This is a genomic window from Streptomyces sp. NPDC001544 (assembly GCF_042894285.1).
In the GTDB taxonomy this organism is placed as follows: domain Bacteria; phylum Actinomycetota; class Actinomycetes; order Streptomycetales; family Streptomycetaceae; genus Streptomyces.
Genome location: NZ_JBIAVN010000026.1, coordinates 57,109 through 83,180, shown reverse-complemented (window position 1 = coordinate 83,180; position 26,072 = coordinate 57,109). Strand labels below are relative to the sequence as shown.

The following is a 26,072-nucleotide window of genomic DNA, read 5'->3' as shown; positions in this document are numbered from 1 at the left end:
AACGCCGGTGGGGGCACCGCCCGCTCGAGCGAAGCCGAGAGTGGGGGAGGGCGTGCCAAGCCCCGCGTCTGCGGCATGATCCGCCGGACAGGCCCGAGGCGCTTCCGCCCGGGCGTGAACGCTCGGGCACACCGTCATGAGCCGTACGACGTCGTTGCCGTTGCCACCGGTCAGCGGCAACGCGTCCGCCTATGCTCTCGACCGTGGCCGGAACCGAGACGGAACCGATGCGGCTTCCCGACATGCCGCTGCACGACCCCTTCGTCGTCGCCGACGACCGGACGCGCACCTATCACCTCTACACGTCCAACGACCCGCCCGTGTCAGGTGTGGACGGCATCGGCACGATGGTCCACCGCAGCCAGGACCTGCGCGACTGGACACACCCCCGCGTGGTCTTCCTGGCCGCCGAGCAGCAGGAGCTGTGGGGCACCGACGGCGGCTGGGCACCGGAAGTGCACGAATGGAACGGCAGGTACTACCTGTTCACCACCCTGCACAATGAAGACCGACCGCTGCCGGTACCACCACCCGGCCGCTACGGCACGCCGTTCCGGCTCCCGAACCACATGCGCGGCACCGTCACGGCCGTGTCCGACTCGCTGCTGGGGCCCTTCACCGTCGTCGACCCGTCACGCCCCACCCCGCCCCAGCACCTCATGACCCTCGACGGAACGCTCCACGTCGACCCCTCCGGGCAGCCCTGGATGGTGTACGCGCACGAATGGCTGCAGACCGTCGACGGAACCATGGAAGCGATCCGGCTGGCCCCGGACCTGTCCCGGACCGTCGGAGAACCGGTTTTCCTCTTCAAGGCCTCGGACGCGTTCTGGCTCGGCGAGCAGATCCCCGGTGGCATACCGCATCAGCTCCCGCCGTATGTCACCGACGGCCCGCAGCTGTACCGGACCCCTGACGGTTCGCTGCTCCTGCTCTGGTCGACGTACGAGAAGAACGTCGCCGGCCAGGACGGCACCATCGGCGGTGGCTACGTGCAGACCTACGCCGTCTCCGAGTCGGGCGATCTCACCGGACCGTGGCGGCAGCGTCGGCCACTGCTCCGGGACGACAGCGGTCATGGCATGTTGTTCCACACCTTCGACGGCCGGCTGATGATGATCGTCCACCGGCCGTTCGAGAACGCGCGGGGCAAGCTGTACGAGATGCGGTTCGACGGTGACGAGCTACGGGTGCTGCGGCAGTGCACCGACCTGGACGGTGGTGGATGACAGCGGCGGTCCGTGTCCGCTGCCGACCACCGCACGTGTACCGATCCGGGCCCGGGCGCGTGCGGCGAGGGCATCGCCCTTCACACCGCACACATCCCGGCGGGACCGACTGTGCGCTACGCCGACGCGGCGGCCTTGTCGGCTCCGGCCTCGTCCGCCTCGACGGCCGGTGCCTGGCCGGCCGGTTCCGCGTTCCCGGCGCTGGTGTAGAGCACGGTGCGCTTCTGCCGTGCCCGCTCGATGACGCTCTTGGCGACGAGGCGTTCAAGGGTGTTGCGCACGACGTTGACGTCCCGGGTGCGGTCGGGGTGCCGCTCCTCCAGCTCGTCACGGACCTCACCGGCCGTGCGCGGCTGACCGGCGTGGCGGTCCAGGATGTCCTTGAGGAGATCGCCCAGGACGGGCTCCCCGGCTGCCTTCGGGGCGGTCTTGGCGGCAGCGGTCTTCTTCGCGGCGGTCTTCTTGGCGGCCGCCTTCTTCGCGACCGGCTTCTTCTCCGCCGCCTTGGCCGGAGCCTTGGCGGTGGGCTTCGCCGGCGCGGCCTTCTTACCGCCCTTTCCCCGTGGCGGGGTGGACTTCTTCCGCGCCGGAGACGGGCTTTGGGGCTGTTCCTTCCTCGGCTGGGGCACAGCCGCTTCCTCCACTGCCCCCTCCACCGCGGCGGAGTCGGACGCGCTGTCCTGCTTCTCGGTGGCGGGCAGGGACTCCTGGATGCCGCTGAGCCACTTCTCGTCCGCCCGGAGCTGCTCCAGCCGCTGCTGGAGATCCGCGATCTGCTCGTCGAGTTCCTGCTGTGCCGCGCGGTTCTTCTCCAGGTCGGCGGAGACCTGTTGTGCGTACCTGCTCCGGATCGGGGTGCCGGCGCTCTCACCATCCATGGCAGCTCACCTTCCTTGTAGGTGTTGTGTTGTGCCGGATGGTACCCACGACTTGTGCCGCGAAGCTGGTGTCTTTGACTACTGCCCTTCTGTTGAGTCGTTTTCGGGTGAGTGCCAGAGCGTTCGATCGATAATCGGCACCTGCGTCGTCTCTTCGTGGTCGCCCCTGTTCGAGCGGGTTACGGCAGACCCCAGGCCGGTCCTGGTTCGCCGACGGCGACCGGTGCGATGACGAGGTCGGGCCGCGGGCCGGAGTGGACGAGCACCTCCCGGCCCTCGGGCAGGTCGATGGCGAGGGTGCCGTCGCCGAGGTCGTGGGTTCGGGCCGGGGTTCCGTCGTCCAGCAGCACGGTGAGGGTTCCGCCGAGGCCGTGCCGTAGCTTGAGCGGTTCGCCCGCCAGGCTTCTGATCCGGATGAACCGGGTCCTGCCCGCCTTTCGGACTGCGCTGACCAGGAAGGCGCCCTGAGCGCGGAAGTCGTGCAGGGTGACGTCCGCCCAGGCGGACGGGACGGCCGGGAAGACGCGGATCACGCCGCCCCAGCTCTGGCAGAACATGTCGTGCAGGGACTGCGAGGCGGACAGTGGTGTCTCGATGACCGGACCGGCCTCGGTGTAGTGCGTGTTGGCGCGGCAGGGGTAGCGGGTGGTGGGGTCGAAGAACTTCCGCAGGTAGGTGAGTGCGGTGTCGCCGTCGCCTGTCATCGCGTACATCGAGGCGGCCCCGGTGTAGCTGTAGCCCCGGTGGGCGCCGGTCAGTGCGTGCCAGTGGGCCACCGACTTGGAGATCAGGTCGCGGCTTTCGGGCTGGTCCCAGTTGACCAGGTACAGCGGGTACACCATCAGCAGGTGCGAGTAGTGCCGGTGGGACTGCGCGTACGGGGTGTCCGCGCCGATCATGAAGCCGTTGTCGTCGACCGGATACGGTGCGAGCCTGGCCAGTACCTCCTGCCAGCGCGGCGTCAACTCGTCGTCGATGCCGAGCAGTTCGGCGGAATCGAGAAGTGTGCGGCAGCCCCAGCGGATCAGGGCCAGATCGTAGTTGGTGTCCTGCGGCGGCACGACGGGATATTCGGGTGAGAGTGTGCTCGGCAGATGAAGCCTGCCGTCGCTGCCCGGGGTGAGGAAGTGCAGGTAGTAGTTGATCGCCCGGCGCAGCACCGGGTAGATCGTGTCTCGCAGCAGGGACTTGTCCATGGAGTGCCGGTAGGACAGCCACACGTTGTGCAGCGCCCAGGTGAGGTCGCCGGTCTCGGCGCCGGTGCCCGGCCGGCCCACCTCCCGGTCGGCGAACATGTCGGAACTGCGGCCGATGCCGGAGCTGTCCGCGCGGTAGGCGGCGGGCACGTTGGCGATGAGCTGTTCCTGGTTCTGCCGCAGGGTGGTGGCGAGCGAGTCGAGTTCCGGGTGGTTGAAGCCGTGGATGAGCCAGTACTCCAGCTGGACGTTGAGGTTCCACCACACCGCCGGCCAGGGTGTGGGCTCCAGCCATGGTCCGGAGGTGGCCATGACGGGGCCGCCCGCGCGGCTGGCGGACGCGACCTTGTAGAGCTGGATCCAGTGGAAACTCTGCAACCGCTGGTCGGGGAACGACACGAAGCTCTTCCGGTAGATCTCGTGCCACCAGCGGGTGTGCCGCCGCCTGAGAGCGCCGTACGACGCCGCCCGCCGGAGATTGCGGAGTGAGTCGGCCTCGGCGGCGGTGCCGGAGGGCGAGCTGTGTCCGACGCCCAGCAGCAACTCGTGGCCGGTGCGCCGGTACGCGGTGGCGGTCTGGCCGCCGCCGGTGAGAGGCTGGAGCACCTGCTCGGTGCCGTCGTCGGCGGTCCGGGTGGTCCAGGGCGGGTTGGCGGTGTAACCGGCGGGCGGGGCCTCGCTGATGTGCCGGGGGCTGACGGCCTCCTCCGGATGGAACGTCCAGGTGACCCGTTCGCCGCCGTCGGCCCTCACACGGGCGGCGAAGACCTCGTCGTGGATGAGCGCGGACAGGGTGAGGGTGCCCGCTGTGGTGGTGACGGTGCCGGTGAGCTCGGCGTTCCACAGGCTCAGACGCCAGTCGACGGCGATGATGGTGCCGACCGGTTCCAGCGTGAGGTGCCCGACAGGCAGGCGGCACGTGCCCCAGCCGCTGCCGAACTCCGGCCGGTGGTCCTGGACACGGCCGTGCTGGACGGTGAAGCGGATCTGGTTGGCCCCGGGTTCCTGGTAGACCATGCTGCCGAGCAGCCCGTCGCCGAGGAAGGGGCCCTCGTACCAGAGGGCGGGCAGCCGGGTCCACAGCAGGTCCTGTCCGCGCAGGAACCGGTCCCAGGCGCCGTCCGTGGTCATCGTGTCGCGAAGTTTCCAGGGGTGCCCGGCCCGTGCGCCGGCCGAGCGCACCACCGCCGAGGGCTGTTCGGCGTGGGCCGTTCCGGGCAGGGCCGCGGCCGCCGCTCCGCCGAAGGCGGTGCCGAGCACGGCTCTGCGGGGGACCGGTGAACGGCTCTCCTGCTGCGAGGTCATCGTTGTCCTCCAGGCCTGACGGATCCTCGATACATCGGGTGTATCGGCGAACTTAGGGACCCTTCGTGTGCCTGTCAATAAGTCCAACCTTCCCGTGGGGGCGCCATCTTTGGGTGCTTGAACTCGGCGTTCATATCGACAACTACGACCCAACTCCTTGACTCATCGGATGTATTGGGATTGCCTGCCTTCGCGCCACCACTCCCGAGCTCCTTGTGACCTCCGACCGGAAGGACAGCGGCCCATGCGCAGAGGCACCATCCCGTACTTACTGACGGCTCTCGCGGCCGCACTTGCCCTGGCGCTCGTGCCGCCGCCCGCGAGCGCGGCCACGTCGGGGCGCCACCACGGGACCGGCCGACAAGGCTGGACCGGCACCTGGGAGGCCGCCGCGTCCGCCACCACCACCCAGCTCCCGGGCCAGTCGGTGCGCAACGTCGTCCACACCAGCGTCGGGGGCCGCGCGGCCCGGATCCGGGTGTCCAACCGGCTCGGCACGACGCCGCTCGAACTCGGCGCCGTGACGGTCGCCGTACAGAAGGCCGACGCCCCCAAGAGCCCGGCCGCGGTGGCCGGGACGGTACGCCGGGTCACCTTCGGCGGCGCCGCCTCCGCCGAGGTCCCGGCGGGTGAGGACGCGGTGAGCGATCCGGTCCCGCTGCGGGTGCCCTCGGACGCCAACCTTCTGGTCACCCTGTACACACCCCACGACTCGGGCCCGGCGACGTACCACCGCTCCGCCCTGCAGACGTCGTTCATCGCCCCGGACGGCGACCGCACGGCGGACGACGACGGCACCGCGTACAGCGCGACCACCAGTTCCTGGTACTACCTGACCGGCGTCGACGTGCTCGGCGCGCCGGCCGTGGGCAGCGTCGTCGCGCTCGGCGACTCGATCACCGACGGCTCCGGATCGACCGCGAGCGCCAACCACCGCTGGCCCGACCGGCTCGCCGCCCGCCTGCGCGCACTGCCGCCGCGCGAACGCCTCGGCGTGCTGAACGCCGGCATCGCGGGCAACCGGGTGCTGCTGGACGGCACCGGACCCAGCGCCCTGTCCCGGCTGGACGCCGACGTGCTCTCCCGAAGCGGCGTACGCGCCGTGATCGTCATGGAGGGCATCAACGACATCAAGGGCAATCCCAACCAGACCGATCCCGCCGCCTTCGCGGCCGCATACCGGCAGATCGTGGCCCACGCCCACGCCCGCGGCATCCGGGTCGTCGGAGGCACGATCACCCCGTACGGCGGCAACGGCGGCTGGACGGCGGCCCGTGAGGCCGTACGGCAGTCCGTCAACGACCTGGTCCGGCACGGCGGCATCTTCGACGCGGTGGCCGACTTCGACGCCACCGTCCGCGACCCGGACGCCCCGGACCGGATCCTGCCCGCCTACGACTCCGGTGACCACCTCCACTTCGACGACGCCGGTCTCCAGGCGATGGCCGACGGGATCGACCTCCACTCCCTCACCGCTGAGCGCCCGCGCCCAACGGGAGGTCCGGCCGACGCGGCGTGAATCATCAAGCCCTCCAGCACGGCGAGCAGGGCCCGTGCGGCCGGGGAACGGGCGAGCGCCACGGTGCCGATGCCGCCGAGGGCGGCGACGTCGCCCTCCGCGCCGCGCCTCGATGCTGCGGCACCACGGCCGGGCCACGCCGACCGCCCACCGCCCTCACGCGTACACCGGCTCCCACATGGCGTCCTGCACCTGCTGGATGACGTCGTCGAGGCGGGCGCGGGCCACGCCGTCCTCAACGGCCCGGCGGGCGACCGCCGCCGCCACCGTCGCCGACGAGGCGCGCAGGTTCTCCACCTGCGGCAGCAGCGCGGCGCCGGGCCCGGAGAGGTCGGCCAGCCCCGCCACCGCCTCGGCGGCCGCCTGCAGCATGCCGTCGGTCACCCGGGAGGCCCGGGCCACGGTGGCGCCCAGTCCGAGACCCGGGTAGACCAGGGCGTTGTTGGCCTGGCCGATGACGTACGTGGTGCCGTCGAGCTCCACCGGCGGCAGCGGGACGCCGGCCGCGACGAGGGCCTTGCCGCCGGTCCACCTCAGGACGTCCTCGGGCTGTGCCTCCATCTTCTCGGTCGGGTTGGACAGCGGCAGCACCACCGGCCGCTCCACATGGTCGGCCATGGACCGCACGACGTCCTCCGTGAACGCGTCCCGCACGGTCGAGGTCCCGACCAGCACCGTCGGACGCACCCGGTCCACGACCTCCCGCAACCCGACCGGCTCTCCGTGCCGGTCGGGCCATTCGTCGTCCGGGCGGGCGTACGACCGCTGGTAGTCCCGCAGTCCGTCCGTGGCACGAAGGAGCAGACCCTGCCGGTCCACGCACCAGATGCGGGCCGTGGCCTCCTCCCGCGCCAGCCCGTCGCGGACCATCGCGTCCCGCAACTGGTCGGCGATGCCCACCCCCGCGGTGCCGGCGCCGAACACCACCACCCGCTGCTCGCGCATCGACGTGCCGCTGATCCGCGCCGCGTTCAGCAGACAGGCCAGGGCGATGGCCCCGGTGCCCTGCATGTCGTCGTTGAACGTGCAGACCTTCCCGCCGTAGGTCTCCAGCAGGCGCCGTCCGTTGGCGGGACCGAAGTCCTCCCAGTGCAGCAGCGCGTGCGGGAACAGCTCCCGTACGGTGTCCACGTACGCGGCGACGAACGCGTCGTACTCCTTGCCGCGCGCCCGGCTGTGCCGGTTGCCCATGTACAGCGGGTCGTTGAGGAGGATCTGGTTGTCGGTGCCGACGTCGAGCACGACCGGAACGGACCGCCCGGGGTGGATGCCGGCGGCGGCCGTGTAGACCGCGAGCTTGCCGACGGAGATCTGCATACCGCCGACACCCCAGTCACCGATCCCGAGGATCTGCCCGGCGTCGGTGGCCACCACCAGGTCGACGTCGTCGGGGCCGAGGCCCAGCACTTCGAACGCGGGCCGCACGTCCTCAGGCCGGTCCACGGACAGGTACACGCCGCGGGGCCGGCGGAACTCGTGGCTGTAGCGCTTGATCGCCTCGCCCACCGTCGGGTCGTACACGATGGGCAGCAGCTCGGTGAGATGGTCGGTGAGGAGCCGGTAGTACAGCACCTCGTTGCGGTCGTGGAGCTGCTCCAGGTACACGTTGCGCGCCAGGTCCCCGGGCTGGGACCGCAGCTGCTCCCAGGCCTTGCGGGCCTGCTGCTCGAGCGTCAGCTCCCCGGGCGGGAGCATCCCCACCAGGCCGTGTTCCTCCCGTTCCGCCTGGGTGAAGGCGACTCCCTTGTTGCGCAGGGCGTCGGACAGCAGGGCGCGGCCGTGCGGCTTGTCGCGGCGCGAGGGCATACGGGCTCCCTCTGTCGAGCGGTTCGTCGGACTGCCCGGTTGCCCAGTGCTCCCGTACGCAAACGGACCCGGTGGGGCGCGCGCCCGCATCGTCGGTGGCGTCCACACCGACCAGGCGGGGCCTTCGAGGTCTCGCGCCGGTCACTGGAGGCCGCCCCCCTCGCAGACACGCCGGGCGACGTCCCGGAGTTTGACGTTGTTCTCCTGCGAATACCGTCGCAGCACGTCGAACGCCTGATCTTCGGTGAGGCGGTGGCTGCCCATCAGGATGCCCATCGCCTCGCCGATGACATGGCGGGTGGCGACGGCCCGCTCCATCTGCGCATGGGTGCGGGCGCTGGAGAAGGCGACCGAGGCATGGGAGGCCAGCAGCCAGCCTGCGGTCTCACTGGCCTCGGTGAAAGCCCCCGGCTCACGGGAGCACACGTTGAGCGCGCCCAGGTCCTCGTCCTCGGTGAACAGCAGGAAACCCATCATGCTGCCCCATCCCAGCTCGCGGGCCTGCACGGAGTACGCGGGCCAGCGCGGCTGCACCTCGGTCAGGTCGGCGATGCGGTACACCCGCTCACCCTTCGAGGTGGCGGCGGCATCGAAGCAAGGACCCTCACCGAGCCGCGCCTGGAGCTGGTCGCTTGCGATGACCAGCTCCTCCGTCGGGGCGAGCGTCTCCACCTGCCTGCCGTGCAGGAGAAGGATTCCGGCCGCTTCACAGCCCTCGACCAGCTCGACGGCCGAGGAGGTGATCCGTGCCAGCGTGGCACCGACCGACTCCTCTGCCAGCAGAAGCCGCGCCATCGAGGCCATCTGCTGCGCGAACGTACGCCAGTCCATCCCGGTCCTCCCTGCCAAAGACCACTCCCGTTCCGTTCTGCGCCTTTCCCACCGCACGCGGATCATGTCCCGGTACACGATCGCGTGCGCGGGCAAGGCGCGCTGACATATTCAGCGAGTGGCGGAATCGGCGGCGGGCTCGGGATGTCTTTCCCCGGGCAGATCGCGCATGGTGCAAAGCGGTGACAGGAAGTTCGGGAGCACGCTCAGCGTCATGCCGGCCGCCCCGATCCACAAGGTGGCCGATGCTCCGAACGCGGAGCCCGACGCACCACCCAGGAGACCGCCCAGCGGAATACCGCCCCAGGACACGAAGCGGGCCGTGGCGCTCATCCGGCCCAGCAGCCGATCCGGTGTGAGGGTCTGCTGGAAGCTCGACTGAGCCACGACGCGGACGACTCCCCCAGAGAAAGGCAAGCCAGTCCCAGGGCGGCCGCCCACACGCTCGGACCCGGATGCGCCAGCGGCATCAGGACGGTCAGGGGACAGGTGACGAGCGGCGCCAGCCAGATGACCCGGCCCTGTCCGACCCGTCTCGAGACCCTGGTCGCCAGGAGTGCGCCCAGCAGGGCGCCACACCCCATTCCGGAAAGAATGAGGCCGATGCCGAAGGATTCGAGGCCTATTTTCCTGTCCAGGAAAACCAGCAACATGGCCTGGTACATGACCAGAAAGAGGTTGAATATCGCATCCCCCAGTATGATGGCGCGCAGAGCGGGATGCCGCAGAACGAATTTCAACCCCTCTTTGATGTCCTGCCCGAGTCGGGGATGCTCCCTCGGCTCCGGTTTCTGTTCGCGTTTGCGGATGCTGATCGCGAGCAGGCCGGACATGGCCATTCCGACGGAGCTGACCAAAAGGGTCGCGGGGGCGCCGACCCAACCGACCAGCGGTCCTGCCATTCCGGGCCCCAGGAACGAGCGGACTGCGCACGAGCGCTCACTTGGACTCGACTCGCCCCAGTGGATCGGTGCTCTGCGCCAGAGCCGTGCGCGCCGCCGACCAGTCGGCGTCCTCGGGGTAGAGCGCACTGCGAAGGTAAGCAGAGGTGAGCCGCTGGATCAGGGCGACCCGTTCGGGGTTCTCGTCCGTCGTTTCCGTGACGGTGTACCCGGGGATTCCGCCTAGCGAGTGTTCCGCCCCGAACAGCGTGAGCAGGCTCTTGGGGCCCGGGCTCAGGAAGTAGGGGTCGGTGAACCAGTCCGGCCCCCGAACGGACAGCTGGGACTGGTCGTGGTCCCCCGCGACCACCAGGGTCGGCGTGGCCATGCCCGCGAAGTCCGGGTTCATGAAGGGGAAGTGCTCGGCCGCGAACGGAGTCAGGTCGGCCCCGCCCCGGCCGGGCGTGGCCAGCAGCACACCCGCCTTGATCCGTGGGTCGGACATGTCCTCTCCCGCCGCGCCGTCCGCACCGAGGACGCGCGCACCCAGCAGCATGCTCACCGTCTGGCCGCCCCAGGAGTGCCCGGCCGCGATGATGCGGTTGCGGTCGAGGCGTCCGCTGAGGCCGGGAACGCAGGCTTCGACGACATCGAGCCCGTCGAGGACCCGCTTCAGGTCCTCGACGCGCGAACGCCAGATCAGCGGTGTACGGGGATCCTCCGGAGGAAGGCTCAGGGTCCTCGAGTCGAGGTGGGTGGGCTGTATCACCGCGAAGCCGTGTGCCGCCCAGTAGTCGACAAGCGGGTCGTAACCGTCCATCGACCAGCCGAAGCCGTGCGAGAAGAGGATGACGGGCAACTCCCGCCCGGTGGCGGGCGCTGACACCCGCACCCGCAGATCCTCGCCACGGCCCGGGGCCGACAGCACCACCGGCTTCGCCGAGACGACCGGAACGGGTGCCGCAACGGCAACCGCTGTGCTCGCGATGGTTGATTCGCTCATGGGAGAGCCCTCTCTTGTAAGCGGAGCGTCGTTCCGGAACGATACGGAACGACGCTCCGCTTAGCAAGCCATGGAAGAATGTCCCCAGCGGATACGGGCTGGGCAGAGGAAGGAGCGTGGCGTGGACGCCAGCCATGAGGGCGCCGGGCGTGCTGCCCGGGCCAAGCGGGCGGACGCCCGGCGCAACGAGGAGACTCTGCTCGACGCCGCCGCCGCGGTCTTCGTCACATCGGGTGTGGAGGCGCCGGTACGCGACATCGCGGCCAAGGCCGGTGTCGGGATGGGTACGATCTACCGTCACTTCCCGACCCGCGCGGATCTCATCATCGCCGTCTACCGACATCAGGTCGAGGCCTGCGCCGAGGCCGGACCGTCCCTGCTGGCGACGAGCGGGAGCCCGCACGCCGCACTGGGACGCTGGATCGACCTCTTCGTCGACTTCCTGGTCACCAAACACGGGCTCGCCGCCGTGCTGCAGCCCGACAACGCCGGCTTCGACGCGCTGCACGCCTACTTCCTCGACCGTCTCCTGCCCGTGTGCACCCAGCTGCTGGACGCCGCGGCCGACGCCGGTGAGATCCGCCCCGACGTGGACGCGTACGCGCTCATGCGCGGCGTCGGAAACCTCTGTGTCGGCGCCGACCACGATCCCCGTTACGACGCACGCAGCATGGTCGGGTTCCTCGTCGCCGGACTGCGCGCACCGCACTGACCGGGGGTCAGGCTCTGCGCTGTCCGCGGCTCACGACCGCCCGCCGAACTGCCAGTTGTGCACCTCGATGTCGGCGTACCGGTCCGGAGTCAGAACGGCCCGTGCCGTCCGCCGGTCCGATGCCCGCAGCAGGGCCGCCGTGCCGAGCCAGGCGGTGCCGTCGTCCGACAGCAGAGGCCCGTAGGCGATCAGTTCGTCCCGGCCGGCCGGCACCGCGAGATCGGCGGCCTGGCCGGCGCCGAGGCCGATCACCAGGTACCGGTTGCCGCCGGTCCGGCCGCCGGGGAAGTCCCACATGGTGCGCCCGAGCATGTTGCGCCAGCGTCGCAGCAGCACGTCCCGGTAGACGCCGGCCTGATGGTTGGGCTCGTCGAAGGCGAACGCGCGGGCGGCGGCGGCATCGGGCAGGTCGACGATGTGCACGCTGCCGGTGGCTGTCTCGCCGTCGTCGGTGAGGGTCGGCCCCCGGGCGATCAACTCCTTCGCGTACCGGTCCATGTAGGACCAGTGCTCTTCCAGCAACTCGTCGCGCAACGCGGAGGAGCCGGGCCGATCGCGGTGATGACAGAAGAACTCCATGGCGCACACGCTCTCCTCAAGGAGGTGACCGGCGCGAGCGAATTTCAGGTGACGGTTTCGGTGGTACTGGCGGCCGAGGCCGTGTAGTTGGTGTCGCCGCTGTAGCTGACGTCGACCGTGTGCACTCCCTTGTTCAGGCGCGGGTACCCGACGGACGCTGTGCCGGAGACCAGCGGGACGGTCTGGGTCTTCTCGCCGCTGAGCGCCACGGTGACGCTTCCGGTGGGGGTGCCTGCCCCAGGGGGGACGGGCGCCACGGTGACGGTGACGGTGACGGGCTGGGTGTGGGTGGCCGGGCTGGGTGAGACGGAGATCGAGGTGGTGGTCGTCGCCGCGTTGACGGTCTCGGTCCGGCCGGCGCTCGACGGTGCGTAACCGGTGTCGCCGTTGTAGGCGGCGGTGACCGTGTAGGGGCTGCCGGTGATGCCGGTGTAGGCATGGGTGGTGGTGGCGGTTCCCGCGGTGACGGGGGCGGTGACCGCCGGGGTGCCGTCGCCGAAGCTGAAGGTGACCGTGCCGGTGGGGCTGCCGGTACCGGGGGAGACGGCGGCCACGGTGGCGGTGAAGGTCACCGGCTGCCCGGTCACCGCCGGATTCGGAGAGGCGGTGACGCCGGTGCTCGTCGCAGCCTGGTTGACCGTCTGCGTGGCCGTCCCGCTCGAGGCGGAGAAGTCGGCGCTCCCGTTGTAGGCCGCCTTCACCGTGAACGGGCTGCCGGACCGGTTGGTGTAGGCATGGGTGGCGGTGGCGCTGCCCGCGCTCAGCGCCGAGGTGACGCTGGAGCCGTCGCCGAAGGTGAAGGTGACGGTGCCGGACGGCGTCCCGGCCCCGGGTGGGACGGCGGCGACCGTCGCGGTCGCGGTCACGGTCTGGCCGGTCCGTGAGGGGTTGGGGGACAGCGCCACCGACGTACTGGTGACAGCAGGGCTCACGGTGTGCGCGGTGGTCCCGGACGACGGGCCCCTGTCGCTGTCACCGTTGTAGGAGGCGGTCACGGTGTAGGGGCTGCCCGCCGCTGCCGTCCAGGTGTGGGTGGTGGTGGCGGTTCCGGCACTGACGGGGACGGTCACGGATTGGCTGCCGTCACCGAAGGCGAAGGTGACCGTACCGGTGGGAGTGCCTGTGCCGGGCGGGCTGGCGGTCACGGTCGCCGTCAGGGTCACGGACTGGCCGGTCACCGATGGGCGCGGCGAGGTGGTGACCGTGGTGCTCGTGGCGGCCCGGTTCACCGTCTGGCTGGTGGATCCGCTGGAGGTGGCGAAGTCGGCGTCGCTGCTGTAGGTGGCCGTGACGGTGTAGGGGCTGCCTGCCACCGCGGTCCAGGTGTGGATGGTGGTGGCGGTTCCGCCGCTGACGGGGGCGGTGACGGAGGGAGAGCCGTCGCCGAAGGTGAAGGTCACGGTGCCGGAGGGAGCGCCGGCTCCGGGCGGGAGGGGGGTGACGGTGGCCGTGATGGTGACGGGCTGGCCGGTGACGGAGGGGCCGGCGTTGGTGCTGACGCTCGTCGTGGTGGCCGCGCGGTTGACGGTCTGGACCGTGACGTCGCTGGAGGAGCTGAAGTGGGAGTCGCCACTGTAGATGGCCAGGGGGGCGTAGGGGCTGCCGGTTGTCGACGGGTAGACGCGGGTGGTACTCGCGGTGCCGTCGAGGCCCAGGGGGACGGTCGTCGAGTCGTTGTCGCGGAAGGAGAACGTGACGGTGCCGGTGGGGGTGCCGGAGGCCGGGGGAGTGGGCGTGACGGTGGCGGTGAAGGTGACGCGCTGTCCGGTGACCGAGGGGTTGGGGGAGGAGGTGAGTCGGGTCGAGGTCGCTGCCGCGGTCACGGAGACCGTCTGGGTGTCCGCCGGTGAACTGGAAGGGGCGTACTGGGAGTCGCCGTTGTAGGCGGCGGTGACCGTGTAGGGGCTGCCTGCCGTGTTGGTGTAGGTGTGGTTGACGGTGGCGACGTGGTTGACCAGGGTTGCGGTGGCCGGGGGGCTGCCGTCTCCGAACGTGAAGGTGACGGTGCCGGAGGGGTTGCCGGTTCCCGGCGGAGCCACCACCACGCGGGCGATGAGGGTGACCGACTGGCCGACCGGCGAGGGATCCGGCGTCGAGGTCAGGGTCGTGACCGTGGCGGTCCGTTGCACCGTGTGCGTCGTGGTGCCCGAGGAAGTGCGGAAAACCGTGTCCCCGTTGTAGGTGGCGGTAATGGTGTAGGGACTGCCGGTCGTGTCGGTGTAGGGGTGGGTGGTGGTGGCGGTGCCATTGGTGACCGGGGCGGAGACGGGCGCGGTGCCGTCGCCGAAGTCGAACGTCACCGTCCCCGTCGGGGCGCCGGCTTGTTGGGCGTTCGCCGCCACGGTCGCGGTGACCGCCACCGGTTGACCGGTCACCGACGGGTCCGGTGATGCGCTCACCGTCGTGGTGGAGCCCACTTTGTCCACGGTTTGGATCGTGCTGCCGCTCGAGCCGGTGAAGTCACCGTCACCGTTGTAGGTGGCGATGACGGCGTAGGGGCTGCCGGAGGTGGACGCGTAGGGATGGGTGGTGGTGGCGGTGCCGTTGCTGACCGGGGCGGAGACGGGGGCGGTGCCGTCGCCGAAGTCGAACGTCACCGTCCCCGTCGGGCTGCCGGCTCCGGGCGGGATCGGAGTCACGGTCGCGGTGACGGTCACCTGCCCGCCGGCCATCGACGGGTCCGGCGAGGTGCTCACCGCTGTCGTCGTGAGCGCCGGATTGACGGTCTGCGTGGTGCTGCCGCTCGACCCCGTGAAGTCTGTGTCGCCCGCGTAGGCGGCGGTGACGGTGTACGGTCCGCCGGAGGACGAGGTGTAGGCGTGCTGGGCCGTGGCCACGCCCCCGACGAGAGCCACCGTGGCGGGCGGCGTGCCGTCGCCGAAATCGAACTGAACGCTTCCGGACGGGGTGCCGGTACCCGCGGTGGGGCCGACGGTCGCGGTGAACATCACCGGTGCGCCGACCAGCGACGGGTCGGGTGCGCCGGCGACCGTCACGGCGGTGGAGGCTCTGTTCACCGTCTGGATGCCGGTGCCGCTGGACGGGCCGAAGTCGCTGTCGCCGGAGTAGGCCGCCGTGATGACGTACGGGCTGCCGGTCGTCCGGGCGTAGGTGTGGATGAGTACCGCCGTCGCACCGGTCAACGGAGCGTCCACCACCGCGGTGCCGTCTCCGAAGTCCACGGTGACGGTCCCGGACGGCGCCCCCGAGCCCGGGGGAAGCGCTCCGACGGTGACGGTGACGGTCACCGGCCGGCCGGCCGTGGAAGGCCGCGGCGCGGTGGCGACCGTGGTGACGGTGCCGCTGCTGCCCACGGTCTGACCGGTGGTGCCGTTGGACCCGGTGAAATTCGCGTCCCCGCTGTAAGTGCCGGTGATGGTGTACGGGCTGCCGGAGGTGTGCAGGTAGGTGTGGGCCGTGGTGGCCACCCCGGCGATGACGGGAGCCGTGACCTCGGGACTGCCGTCGCCGAAGGTGAAGGTGACGGTGCCGGCGGGGCTGTCGGGCCCGGTGACGGGCAGGACGGCTGCGGAAACGGTGATCGGCTGACCTGCCACCGAAGGATTCGGGCCGGCGCTGACGCTCGTGGTGGTGGCGGCCCGGGTGACTGTCTGGCCGGCGGTTCCGCTGGAGGCGGCGAAGTTGACGTCGCCGTTGTACGTGGCGGTGATGGCGTACGGACTGCCCGTTGTCGCGGTCCAGGTGTGGCTGGTGGTGGCGGTTCCCGCGGTGACGGGGGCGGTGACGGCGGGGGTGCCGTCGCCGAAGTCGAAGGTGACGGTACCGGTGGGAGTGCCGGTTCCCGGAGGCACCGGGGCGATGGTGGCGGTGACGGTGACGGATTGGCCGGTGACCGAGGGGTTGGTGCCGCTGCTCACGGTTGTGGTGGTCGCGGCGGGGCCGACCGTCTGCAGGGTGACGCCGCTGGAGGAGCTGAAGTGGGAGTCTCCGTTGTAGACGGCGAGGGGGGCGTAGGGGCTACCGGTGGTCGTGGGGTAGACGCGGGTGGTGGTCGCGGTTCCGTCGGGGCCCAGGGGGACGGTTGTCGAGTCGTTCTCGCGGAACGAGAAGGTGACCGTACCGGTGGGGGTGCCGGTCGCGGGTGGAACCGGGGCGACGGTGGCGGTGAAGGTGACGCGCTGTCCGGTCACCGAGGGGTTGGGGGAGGAGGTGAGGCTGGTCGTCGTCGGTGCCGCGGTGACGGAGACGGTCTGGGTGTCCGTGGGAGAGGTGGAGGGTGCGAAGTCGGCGTCGCCGTCGTAGGTGGCGGTGAGCTGGTACGGGCTGCCGGCCGTGTCGTTGAAGGTATGGGTGAGGGTGGCGACATGGTTGACCAGGGGTGCGGTGGCCGGGGGGCTGCCGTCGCCGAAGGTGAAGGTGACGGTGCCGGTGGGGTTGCCGGCTCCGGGGAGTGCGACCACGACACGGGCGATGAGGGTGACCTCCTGGCCGACGGCCGAGGGATCCGGCGTCGAGGTCAGGCTGGTCGCTGTGACGGCACGGTGCACGCTGTGCGTCGTGCTTCCGGAAGAGGGGAGGTACGAGGCGTCCCCGTTGTACGTGGCGTTGATCGTGTGGGGGCTGCCGGAGGTGGACGCGTAGGTGTGCGTGGTGGTGGCGGTGCGGTTGCTGACCGGGGCGGAGACGGGGGCGGTGCCGTCGCCGAAGTCGAACGTCACCGTCCCCGTCGGGCTGCCGGCCTCCTCGCTGTCCGATCCGACCGTGGCGGTGATCGTCACCTGTTGACCGGTCACCGACGGATCCGGAGCGGAGCTCACCGTCGTGGTCGTGGGGATGTCGTAGGAGTACGCCCCGACCGCGGTGGTGCTGCCCCCCGGCGTGGTCACGGTGACGTCCGCCGGGCCCGGCACCCCCGCCGGGACCACCGCGATGATCAGGGTGTCGGAGTTGGCGCGGAACGACGTGACCGGGACACCGCCGACGGTGATACCGGTGACCTGGGAGAGCCCGGAACCGGTGATCACCACCACGCTGCCGCCGGCCGTGGTTCCGGAGGCCGGGAAGATCCCGGAGATCGTCGGCAGCGCGCTGTAGACGTACGGCACCGGATTGCTCACCCCGCCGGCGGTGATCACCGTCACCGGCACGGTCCCCGGAGCCGCCGCGGGCGGGACGACCACGCTCAGCTGCTGGTCGGACACCACCGTCGGGACGGCGAGGCCGGCGCCGAACCGCACCGAGCTCGCCGTGAGCAGGTTCTCCCCCTTCAGGACGACCGTGTTGCCCCCCGACAGCGGGCCGCCCCCGGGGCGTACCGCCTGCAGGCCCGGCGGCGGCTCGTAGATGAACTCCCCGAGCACGGAGGTGCCTCCCGCCGTGCTGACCGTGACGGGAACCGCCCCGCTTCCCGAGGGGCTCACCGCGATGATGGTCGAGTCGTTCACCACGGTGAAGACCGGGGCGCTGCGGGAACCGAATCTCACGTTGGTGGCCCCACTGAGACGGGTCCCCGTGATGGTCACCCGCGTTCCACCACTGGTGGGCCCCTGATCGGGTGAAATACCGGACGGCGCGGCAAGGGGCCGCACGCCGGGGGCATCGATATCGGGGGCGGTCGGCATGACAATCACCTCGCCTTGCGGAGAACCTCCGCACGCTGTGCCGGCGACCGCATGCGCCCGGGAAAGCCCACCGTGTCGTTGCCAGGCGCGGAAGTACGCGCCACGGAGCCGCTCTCCCGGAGAGGATGGGCAGCCCACCGGTAGGACTCCTTCACTAACTCACCCGACTGGCCGCATCAGCAAGACCTCATTAGCCTGATCGGGTAGGCGCGTAGGGAGCACAGGCGGCGCGTACGTATGCCGGGTTGTGCGCCCCGGGGGCTCTTGCCGTGGGAGCCCGGTTGCTCCAGTCGTGTGTCGCCGTCACGCGATCGGCCCAGTCTCGACCGCTCAGGGCGCCAACCGCGGCTCCGTACCGCCAGGATGACCGGTGACCGCCGTGGGCGAACCGCGAGCATCGGGAGACGGAAGACCTGTGAGCATTCTCGACGACGCAAAAGACCCGACCGCCACCTATGACAGCGAGTTGCCGGTCAGGCGCAGGCGGCCCGGCAGCGTCGTGGTCAAGTGGCTGACGACCACCGATCACAAGACGATCGGCACGCTGTATCTGTCGACGTCGTTCGGGTTCTTCCTGATCGGCGGCGTGATGGCACTGCTCATGCGGGCCGAACTGGCCCGCCCGGGCCTGCAGATCATCTCCAAGGAGCAGTACAACCAGGCGTTCACGATGCACGGCACGATCATGCTGCTGATGTTCGCGACGCCGCTGTTCGCCGGCTTCACGAACTGGATCATGCCGCTGCAGATCGGCGCTCCGGACGTGGCCTTCCCCCGGCTGAACATGCTCGCCTACTGGTTCTACCTGTTCGGCTCCCTCATCGCCGTCGGCGGCTTCCTCACCCCGCAGGGCGCCGCCGACTTCGGCTGGTTCGCCTACACCCCGCTCTCCGACGCCATCCGCACGCCGGGTATCGGCGCCGACATGTGGATCATGGGTCTGGCCTTCTCCGGCTTCGGCACGATCCTCGGCGCGGTCAACTTCATCACCACGATCATCTGCATGCGCGCCCCGGGCATGACCATGTTCCGCATGCCGATCTTCACCTGGAACGTGCTGCTGACCGGTGTCCTGGTCCTGCTGGCCTTCCCGGTCCTGGCCGCCGCCCTGTTCGCCCTGGAGGCGGACCGCAAGTTCGGCGCCCATGTGTACGACGCCGCGAACGGCGGCCCCCTGCTCTGGCAGCACCTCTTCTGGTTCTTCGGCCATCCGGAGGTGTACATCATCGCGTTGCCGTTCTTCGGCATCATCACCGAGGTCATCCCGGTGTTCTCCCGCAAGCCGATCTTCGGCTACGCGGGCCTGGTCGCGGCCACGATCTCGATCGCCGGGCTGTCCGCGACCGTGTGGGCGCACCACATGTTCGTCACCGGCGCCGTCCTCCTGCCGTTCTTCTCCTTCATGACCTTCCTGATCGCCGTCCCGACCGGTGTGAAGTTCTTCAACTGGATCGGCACCATGTGGAAGGGCTCACTGTCCTTCGAGACGCCGATGCTCTGGGCGGCCGGCTTTCTCGTCACATTCCTCTTCGGCGGTCTGACCGGCATCATCCTGGCCTCGCCGCCGCTGGACTTCCATGTCTCGGACTCGTACTTCGTGGTGGCGCACTTCCACTACGTGGTCTTCGGCACCGTGGTGTTCGCGATGTTCGCGGGATTCCACTTCTGGTGGCCGAAGTTCACCGGCAAGATGCTGGACGAGCGCCTCGGCAAGATCACCTTCTGGACGCTGTTCGTCGGCTTCCACACCACGTTCCTGGTCCAGCACTGGCTGGGTGCCGAGGGCATGCCGCGCCGTTACGCGGACTACCTGGCCGCCGACGGGTTCACGACCCTGAACACGGTGTCGACGATCGGCTCGTTCATCCTCGGCCTGTCGATCCTGCCGTTCCTGTACAACGTGTGGAAGACGGCCAAGTACGGCGAACGGGTCGGTGTGGACGACCCGTGGGGCTACGGCCGTTCGCTGGAGTGGGCGACGTCCTGCCCGCCGCCGCGGCACAACTTCCTCACCCTGCCGCGGATCCGCAGCGAATCCCCGGCGTTCGACCTGCACCACCCCGACATCGCGCTGGCCGAGGCCGAGGCCCACGGAGTGCGGCAATGACCGGCCGAGGGCGCACGTGAACGAACCGCCGATGCCCGGAGCCGACAGCGACCTTGGCAACGAGGTGGAGGGGTACCTGCTGTGGCAGGCCAGGATCGCGGAGGCGGAGCAGCGGGCGCGGGAGTTCGTCGCGCCGATGGAATGGTTGACGACGTCACAACGCGTGGAGATCGAACAGCGGTATGTCGCCGACAGCCTTCAGCGCGCTCGGAAGGACCTCGAACGCATCGCGGCCCGCTGCCTGTCCCTGCGCGCCGAGTACGAGAACCGCTATCGAGGGCTGCGCCGGCGTTGCGTGGGCCTGACGCTGGCCGTCTGCGCCGGCTTCACCGCGATGGCCACCTTGTGGTTCGTCCTCTGAGGCGGCCCGGGTGCCCGTCGGCGACTCCTGCATCGGCTCCCGACCGGGGCCTCAGCGCACAGCGGGTCGCTCACCGCGCGGCACCCGGGTGTGCTGTCCCCGAGGGCAGTGTACGAGCCGCTCGCCGAGCCCGAGTTCTCGTGCTTCTGCCAGGAAGTCGCCGAGGGGGGAGCGGAAGCGGCTGTAGTCGTCGTAGTGCACGGGCAGGATGCGCCGGTAGTCGAGGCGGCGCGCGAGTTCGGCTCCCTGCGCACCGTCCATGGTGACGACGAAACCACCGGGGAGTGTGGTGCCTCCCAGGTGGAGTACGGCCAGGTCGGCGGTGGGGAAACGCCGTCCGATCTCCTCCAGACCGTCGAAGACGAGTGTGTCGCCGGAGACGTACAACCGCAGACGGGCCGGTCCGTCCAGGGGGCCGAACTCCAGCATGCTGCCCATCACGGGCGGAAGCAGGCGGCGTAGCACGGGGTGCAGAGCATGCCGTCCGGGCAGCGCGGTCACGCGCACCTGTGAGCCGGCCTGCCGAAGGGTGCAGCTCTCCCAGGTGCGCAGCCCGCCTGCCCGGCGAAACCCCTGCCAGGTGCGCAGATGCCGTGCGGCATGCGGAGTCGTGATGATCGGCACCGAGCGGTCCAGGTGCCGTCGGGCCCGGCGGTCCCAGTGGTCACCGTGCAGGTGCGACAGGACGACGCCGTCGATCCGGGGCAGTTCCCGCAGGTCGACGGCCGGCTCGGTCAGCCGGCGACTGACCAGCCCGTATCCCAGGTGTGCCCGCTCGCCGCGGTGGAGGAAGTTGGGGTCGGTCAGCAGGGTCAGCTCGCCGTAGCGCAGCAGGACCGTCGCATTGCCGATGAAGTGAAGATCGACCGCGTCCTCGAAGGCAGCCATGACCGTCCTAACCCGGCGGCAGCAGGGCCGTCGTCGCCCGGCGCTGGTTCCTCTGCAACGGAGTACCCCGGAATCCGCGGGTGCACCGAACGTCCGGTCACCCCGTCGAACGGGAGCGGTCCCGCCGGGACCGCCGGGCCTCCGCCAGCAGCGGCAGCAGTGAGAGGACGGCGATCGCGGCGACGAACAGCAGCAGATAGTCGTCGACGTGCGACACCGACGAACCCAGGAGGTATCCGGCCAGTACGAGGCTCTGGGACCAGAGCAGGCCGCCGACGGTCTGCCAGAGGGTGAACGTCCGCGCGGGCACACCGAGCGCCCCCGCCGCCGGGTGGAGCACGGTGCGCACCATCGGGACGAAGCGGCCGATGACGAGCGCCTTGCCGTATCCGTAGCGGGCCAGGAGCCGCTCAGCCCGGGCCGCCCCCTCCTTCACCCGCCGCTTCGAGGTACGGGCCAGCAGGGGCCGCCCACCGTGCCGGCCGAGCAGATAGCCCACCTGGCCGCCCGCCACGGCGCCGACGGCCGCACACGCCAGCACCTGCCACAGCTCCAGCCGTGGCGACTGGTCACCGCTCGCCGCGCACAGCACCCCCGCGGGGAGGAGCAGTGTGTCGCCCGGCAGGAAGAAGCCGACGACGAGCAGGCCCGACTCGGCGAACAGCACCACCAGGACCCCCAGCGCACCGAAGGCAGCGAGCAGCGACGCACTGTCCGTCGGGTTGACGGCGATCACAGCCCTCGCCTCCCGGTGTACTCGTCGGCCCCTGCCCCCCAAGTGTCCCTTGGGCACCACTCAGGTACCCGGATCGGCGGCCGTGAACGGAAGACCGTACGGCGGGCCGGGCGGCCACCGCACCTTCCGCGCGCGGACCGCGGCGCAACCACCCGGCGCGTGGCGGTAGTTGCGCGCCGGTGACGTGAGCCGTCCCAGCGCGGTCCGCGCGGCTCGCACGCTCGGCAGTTCGGGGGATTCGGGGTCATCGTTCTGGCGCGTCGAGACCGCCCGGGCGCGTACTGGTGGAACCGATCGGAGCCGCCCATCTCCCTGTCGGGGGACGGCGGTCTGTGGTGCCCTGCATCCGTCATCGCCGGTAGCGGCCCTCGGCGGTGAGAGGACGAGAGACGGCACCGACAGCCTCGATCTCTTCGGAGGGCCGCGTTCATGCCTGCAACCGTCACCTTGGTCAGCACATCGCCGGATCCATCGGTCGTCGGTCAGCCGGTGACGCTGACCGCGACCGTCATCCCGCTCGGCGCGGGGACTCCGACGGGAACGGTCACCTTTGCGGTCAGCGGCGGGCCGACCGTGACGGCGCCCGTCGTGGGCGGTACCGCCACAGCGACGGTCACCAACCTGACCGTCGGAAACCACACGGTCACCGCAACCTACAACGGCGACACCAACTTCACCTCGTCGACGGGTTCCACGGTCCAGGCCGTCATCCAGGCGGCCACCACGACGACGGTGACGTCCACACCGGATCCGTCGGCCTCCGGCCAGCCGGTGACGATCACGGCGACGGTGCAGCCGGTCGCGCCGGGCACGGGCACACCGACCGGGACCGTCACCTTCGTCATCAGCGGAGGGCCCACGCTGACCGCGCCGCTGGTGGGGGGAACGGCGACGGTCACCACCAGCACGCTGAGCCCGGGCTCCCACACGATCGTCGCGATCTACAACGGGAGCGCCAACTACCTGCCGTCTACCGGGACGGACACGCAGACGGTGCAGGGCAAGGCGGCCACCACGACCACGGTGACCTCCTCGCCGGACCCGTCCGTGGTGGGACAGCAGGTGACCTTCACGGCCACGGTCGCGCCGGTGCCGCCGGGGACGGGCACACCCACGGGCACGGTGACCTTCACGTTCGGCGACGCGTCGTCGGCGACGGTCCCCCTCGTCGCAGGTGTGGCCACGGTCAACCACACCTACACCAGCACCGCCGGAAGCCCGTACACGGTCACCGCCACCTACAGCGGGAACACCGGCTTCAACCCGTCCACCGGCACCGACACCCAGACCGTACTGCCGGCGGCGACGACCACGACGGTGACCTCCAGCCCGGATCCCTCGGTGGTGGGGCAGCCGGTGACCCTGACCGCGACGGTGGCGCCGACGGCTCCGGGCGCGGGGACGCCGACGGGGACGGTCACGTTCACCTTCGGGGACGGATCGGCCCCGGTGACGGTGGGGCTGGTCGGTGGCACCGCCACCGTCACGCACGCCTACACCACCACCGCGGGCAGCCCGTTCACGGTGACGGCGACCTACGGCGGCAGCCTGAACTTCGCCCCGTCAACGGGCACGGACACCCAGACCGTCAACCCCGCGGCCACGACGACGACGGTGACCTCCGCACCGGATCCGTCCACGGTGGGGCAGCCGGTGACCGTCACCGCGACGGTGGCGCCCGTGACGCCCGGCGCGGGCACACCGACGGGCACGGTCACCTTCGACTTCGGCGACGGATCACCGACCCAGAGCGGCACGCTCGTCGGCGGCACGGCGACGGTCACCCACACCTACACCTCCACGGCCGGCAGTCCGTACACCATCACCGCGACCTACGCCGGGAGCGGCAACTTCGCCGGTTCCTCGGGCACCGACACCCAGACCGTCCACCCCGCGGCCACGACCACCACGGTCACATCCGCCCCGGACCCGTCGACGGCCGGCCAGCCGGTGACCATCACCGCGACGGTGGCACCGGTCGGACCGGCGACCGGCACGCCGACGGGAAACGTCACGATCGACTTCGGCGACGGCAGCCCGGCCCAGACGGTGACCCTGACGGGCGGCACGGCGACGGTCACGCACACCTACGCCTCCACATCCGGCAGCCCGTACACGATCACCGCCTCCTACGGTGGGAACAGCGACTTCGCCACCTCGACCGGTACCGACATCCAGACGGTCATCGCGGCCGGCACGCAGGTCACCGTCACCTCGAGCCCGGATCCGTCGGTGGTGGGGCAGCCGGTGACGTTCACCGCCACCGTCGCCCCCACCCCTCCGGGGGCCGGTACCCCGACGGGGACCGTCACCTTCGACTTCGGTGACGGCAGCGCACCGGTGACGGTGCCGGTCGCCGGGGGCACCGCCACCGCCACCCATGCCTACACCACCACAGTGGCCGGCCCGTACACCGTCGTCGCCGTCTACAGCGGTGACGCATCCTTCCTGCCCGCCGCCGGCACGGACACCCAGACGGTGACCGCGGCCGGCACCACGACCACCGTCACGTCGAGTCCGGATCCGTCGGTGGTGGGGCAGCCGGTGACGTTCACCGCCACCGTCGCCCCGACCGCTCCCGGGGCCGGGGCCCCGACGGGCACGGTCACCTTCGACTTCGGTGACGGCGGCCCGACGGTGACGGTGCCGGCCGTCGGCGGCACGGCCACGGCCACCCACGCCTACACCAGCACCGCAGGCAGCCCGTACCCGGTGTCGGCGACGTACAGCGGCAACAACGACTTCGCCGCTTCGACGGGCACGGACACCCAGACGGTGACCGCGGCCGGCACGCAGGTCACCGTCACGTCGAGTCCGGATCCGTCGGTGGTGGGCCAGCCGGTGACGTTCACCGCCACCGTCGCGCCCACTGCTCCGGGGGCCGGGTCCCCGACGGGCACGGTCACCTTCACCTTCGGTGACGGCAGCCCCGCCCAGAGCGCGACACTCACGGCTGGTACGGCCACCGCCACCCACACCTACACCTCCACGTCCGGCAGCCCGTACACCGTCACCGCCACCTACAGCGGCGACAGCGACTTCACCGCCTCGACCGGCACCGACACCCAGACGGTGGCCGCGGCGGGAACCACCACCACCGTCGCCACCAGCCCCGACCCCTCGGTGGTCGGCCAACCGGTCAACATCACCGTGACGGTGGCCGCCGCGGCACCCGGCAACGGAACGCCGACCGGCAACGTGATCGTCACCTACGGGGACGGATCACCGGCCGACACGGTGACGCTGGTCGGCGGCACGGCGACGGTCACCCACGCCTTCACCGGCACCACGGGCAGCCCGTACACGGTCACCGCCACCTACAGCGGGAACGCCGACTTCAGCGCCTCCACGGGTACCGACACCCAGACCGTGATCGCGGCCCAGACGACCACCACGGTCACCTCGACCCCCGACCCGTCGGTCTTCGGCCAGCAGGTGACGATCACCGCCACGGTGACGCCCAACGCCCCCGGAGCCGGTACGCCCGGCGGGACGGTGTTCTTCGTCATCAGCGGCGGCCCGGTCCTGACCGCGCCCGTCACCGGCGGCACCGCCACCGTCACCACCACCGCCCTGACGGTCGGCGCACACACCATCACCGCCATCTACACCGGCAACGCAAACTTCGGCCCTTCGGTCGGCACCGACACCCACACGGTGAACCGGTCGGCCACGACGACCCAGGTGACGTCTTCCCCCGACCCGTCGGTGGTGGGCGAACAGGTGACGGCCACGGCGACGGTGTCCGCGACCGGTCCGGGCGCCGGGACGCCGACCGGGACCGTCACCTTCGACTTCGGTGACGGCAGCGCGCCGGTCCCGGGAGTCGTCGTGGGCGGCACGGCCACGGCCATCCACACCTACACGACGACGACGGGCAGCCCGTTCACCATCACGGCCGTCTACGGCGGAGACACCGGCTTCGCCGGCTCCTCGGGCACCGACCCCCACTCGGTCGGCGCGGCGGACACCACCACCGCGGTGACCTCCACGCCGGATCCGTCGGTGGTGGGCGAGCCGGTGACGGTGACCGCGACGGTTTCGGCTGCCGCTCCGGGTGCGGGGACGCCGACGGGGACGGTGACCTTCGACTTCGGTGACGGGTCACCGGACGCGACGGGGACTCTGGTGGGCGGGGTGGCCACGGTCACGCACGCGTACACCGCCACCGCGGGCAGCCCGTACACGATCACCGCGACCTATGCCGGAAACGGCGACTTCGACCCGTCCATCGGAGCCGACACCCAGACGGTGGGCCAGGCCGCGACGACCGCCGCGGTGACCTCCACGCCGGATCCTTCGGTGGTGGGCGAGCCGGTGACGGTGACCGCGACGGTTTCGGCTGCCGCTCCGGGTGCGGGGACGCCGACGGGGACGGTGACCTTCGACTTCGGTGACGGGTCACCGGACGCGACGGGGACTCTGGTGGGCGGGGTGGCCACGGTCACCCACGCGTACG

At 70.7% G+C, this 26,072-nt stretch carries 17 protein-coding genes; 6 read left to right on the top strand and 11 right to left on the bottom strand.

The window, feature by feature from the left end; translation table 11 throughout:
- Positions 1–227 precede the first annotated feature (227 nt).
- Positions 228–1,229: a glycoside hydrolase family 43 protein gene (locus ACFY0F_RS37430; protein ID WP_388805045.1), complete on the top strand. Its 1,002-nt coding sequence runs from the start codon at positions 228–230 to the stop codon at positions 1,227–1,229.
- A 116-nt stretch (positions 1,230–1,345) separates the two neighbouring features.
- Here the strand turns inward: ACFY0F_RS37430 and ACFY0F_RS37425 are convergent, their stop codons facing one another.
- Both ACFY0F_RS37425 and ACFY0F_RS37420 read right to left on the bottom strand, forming a co-directional pair.
- Positions 1,346–2,107, bottom strand: coding sequence for a hypothetical protein (locus ACFY0F_RS37425; protein ID WP_388805032.1), 762 nt, complete (start codon positions 2,105–2,107; stop codon positions 1,346–1,348).
- Between the two features lie 179 nt (positions 2,108–2,286).
- Positions 2,287–4,608 carry a glycoside hydrolase family 95-like protein gene (locus ACFY0F_RS37420; protein ID WP_388805029.1) on the bottom strand — a complete coding sequence of 774 codons (2,322 nt, stop codon included), beginning with the start codon at positions 4,606–4,608 and terminating at the stop codon, positions 2,287–2,289.
- A gap of 244 nt (positions 4,609–4,852) precedes the next feature.
- Here ACFY0F_RS37420 and ACFY0F_RS37415 point away from each other — a divergent pair, with 244 nt between their 5' ends.
- On the top strand, positions 4,853–6,127 hold the full coding sequence (locus ACFY0F_RS37415; RefSeq protein WP_388805026.1) for an SGNH/GDSL hydrolase family protein: 1,275 nt from the start codon (positions 4,853–4,855) through the stop codon (positions 6,125–6,127).
- Between the two features lie 156 nt (positions 6,128–6,283).
- Here the strand turns inward: ACFY0F_RS37415 and ACFY0F_RS37410 are convergent, their stop codons facing one another.
- The 5 genes from ACFY0F_RS37410 to ACFY0F_RS37390 all read right to left on the bottom strand — a co-directional run bounded on the left by ACFY0F_RS37410 (position 6,284) and on the right by ACFY0F_RS37390 (position 10,648).
- Positions 6,284–7,933, bottom strand: coding sequence for an NAD-dependent malic enzyme (locus ACFY0F_RS37410; RefSeq protein WP_388805023.1), 1,650 nt, complete (start codon positions 7,931–7,933; stop codon positions 6,284–6,286).
- A gap of 141 nt (positions 7,934–8,074) precedes the next feature.
- Positions 8,075–8,764, bottom strand: a complete 690-nt coding sequence (locus ACFY0F_RS37405; protein ID WP_388805020.1) for a GAF and ANTAR domain-containing protein — start codon at positions 8,762–8,764, stop codon at positions 8,075–8,077.
- Positions 8,765–8,875: 111 nt separating this feature from the next.
- Positions 8,876–9,097 (bottom strand): hypothetical protein, encoded by a 222-nt coding sequence (locus tag ACFY0F_RS37400; RefSeq protein WP_388805017.1) that lies wholly within the window; start codon positions 9,095–9,097, stop codon positions 8,876–8,878.
- Positions 9,094–9,666 carry an MFS transporter gene (locus tag ACFY0F_RS37395; RefSeq protein WP_388805014.1) on the bottom strand — a complete coding sequence of 191 codons (573 nt, stop codon included), beginning with the start codon at positions 9,664–9,666 and terminating at the stop codon, positions 9,094–9,096. Before ACFY0F_RS37395 ends, ACFY0F_RS37400 begins: the two co-directional genes overlap by 4 nt.
- Before the next feature lie 37 nt (positions 9,667–9,703).
- Positions 9,704–10,648: an alpha/beta hydrolase family protein gene (locus ACFY0F_RS37390; RefSeq protein WP_388805011.1), complete on the bottom strand. Its 945-nt coding sequence runs from the start codon at positions 10,646–10,648 to the stop codon at positions 9,704–9,706.
- 70 nt (positions 10,649–10,718) lie between these two features.
- On the opposite strand from ACFY0F_RS37390, the gene ACFY0F_RS37385 reads away from it, so the two are divergent.
- Entirely contained in the window at positions 10,719–11,360 is a 642-nt protein-coding gene (locus tag ACFY0F_RS37385) for a TetR/AcrR family transcriptional regulator (RefSeq protein ID WP_388805008.1), read from the top strand.
- 30 nt (positions 11,361–11,390) lie between these two features.
- On the opposite strand, the gene ACFY0F_RS37380 is transcribed toward ACFY0F_RS37385, so the two are convergent.
- Complete coding sequence (locus ACFY0F_RS37380; protein WP_388805005.1) at positions 11,391–11,939, bottom strand: YciI family protein; 549 nt, start codon at positions 11,937–11,939, stop codon at positions 11,391–11,393.
- A 44-nt stretch (positions 11,940–11,983) separates the two neighbouring features.
- On the bottom strand, positions 11,984–17,521 hold the full coding sequence (locus tag ACFY0F_RS37375) for an Ig-like domain repeat protein (protein ID WP_388805002.1): 5,538 nt from the start codon (positions 17,519–17,521) through the stop codon (positions 11,984–11,986).
- A gap of 415 nt (positions 17,522–17,936) precedes the next feature.
- Between ACFY0F_RS37375 and ctaD the strand changes: the two genes are divergently transcribed.
- Positions 17,937–19,628 carry a cytochrome c oxidase subunit I gene (gene ctaD, locus ACFY0F_RS37370; RefSeq protein ID WP_388804999.1) on the top strand — a complete coding sequence of 564 codons (1,692 nt, stop codon included), beginning with the start codon at positions 17,937–17,939 and terminating at the stop codon, positions 19,626–19,628.
- Between the two features lie 31 nt (positions 19,629–19,659).
- Positions 19,660–19,989, top strand: a complete 330-nt coding sequence (locus ACFY0F_RS37365; protein ID WP_388804996.1) for a cytochrome C oxidase subunit I — start codon at positions 19,660–19,662, stop codon at positions 19,987–19,989.
- Between the two features lie 51 nt (positions 19,990–20,040).
- On the opposite strand, the gene ACFY0F_RS37360 is transcribed toward ACFY0F_RS37365, so the two are convergent.
- Entirely contained in the window at positions 20,041–20,877 is an 837-nt protein-coding gene (locus ACFY0F_RS37360) for an MBL fold metallo-hydrolase (RefSeq protein WP_388804993.1), read from the bottom strand.
- 97 nt (positions 20,878–20,974) lie between these two features.
- On the bottom strand, positions 20,975–21,613 hold the full coding sequence (locus ACFY0F_RS37355; RefSeq protein WP_388804990.1) for a DedA family protein: 639 nt from the start codon (positions 21,611–21,613) through the stop codon (positions 20,975–20,977).
- A 429-nt stretch (positions 21,614–22,042) separates the two neighbouring features.
- On the opposite strand from ACFY0F_RS37355, the gene ACFY0F_RS37350 reads away from it, so the two are divergent.
- Positions 22,043–26,072, top strand: a 4,030-nt coding sequence (locus ACFY0F_RS37350) for a beta strand repeat-containing protein (RefSeq protein WP_388804987.1), incomplete at its 3' end; no start/stop codon positions are given.

Bases quoted from the DNA above. Each gene is read 5' to 3' on its own strand.
- ACFY0F_RS37430 (WP_388805045.1), top strand. From the start codon at position 228: ATGCGGCTTCCCGACATGCCGCTGCACGACCCCTTCGTCGTCGCCGAC.
- ACFY0F_RS37425 (WP_388805032.1), bottom strand. From the start codon at position 2,107: ATGGATGGTGAGAGCGCCGGCACCCCGATCCGGAGCAGGTACGCACAA.
- ACFY0F_RS37420 (WP_388805029.1), bottom strand. From the start codon at position 4,608: ATGACCTCGCAGCAGGAGAGCCGTTCACCGGTCCCCCGCAGAGCCGTG.
- ACFY0F_RS37415 (WP_388805026.1), top strand. From the start codon at position 4,853: ATGCGCAGAGGCACCATCCCGTACTTACTGACGGCTCTCGCGGCCGCA.
- ACFY0F_RS37410 (WP_388805023.1), bottom strand. From the start codon at position 7,933: ATGCCCTCGCGCCGCGACAAGCCGCACGGCCGCGCCCTGCTGTCCGAC.
- ACFY0F_RS37405 (WP_388805020.1), bottom strand. From the start codon at position 8,764: ATGGACTGGCGTACGTTCGCGCAGCAGATGGCCTCGATGGCGCGGCTT.
- ACFY0F_RS37400 (WP_388805017.1), bottom strand. From the start codon at position 9,097: ATGAGCGCCACGGCCCGCTTCGTGTCCTGGGGCGGTATTCCGCTGGGC.
- ACFY0F_RS37395 (WP_388805014.1), bottom strand. From the start codon at position 9,666: ATGGCAGGACCGCTGGTCGGTTGGGTCGGCGCCCCCGCGACCCTTTTG.
- ACFY0F_RS37390 (WP_388805011.1), bottom strand. From the start codon at position 10,648: ATGAGCGAATCAACCATCGCGAGCACAGCGGTTGCCGTTGCGGCACCC.
- ACFY0F_RS37385 (WP_388805008.1), top strand. From the start codon at position 10,719: ATGGAAGAATGTCCCCAGCGGATACGGGCTGGGCAGAGGAAGGAGCGT.
- ACFY0F_RS37380 (WP_388805005.1), bottom strand. From the start codon at position 11,939: ATGGAGTTCTTCTGTCATCACCGCGATCGGCCCGGCTCCTCCGCGTTG.
- ACFY0F_RS37375 (WP_388805002.1), bottom strand. From the start codon at position 17,521: ATGCCGACCGCCCCCGATATCGATGCCCCCGGCGTGCGGCCCCTTGCC.
- ACFY0F_RS37365 (WP_388804996.1), top strand. From the start codon at position 19,660: ATGCCCGGAGCCGACAGCGACCTTGGCAACGAGGTGGAGGGGTACCTG.
- ACFY0F_RS37360 (WP_388804993.1), bottom strand. From the start codon at position 20,877: ATGGCTGCCTTCGAGGACGCGGTCGATCTTCACTTCATCGGCAATGCG.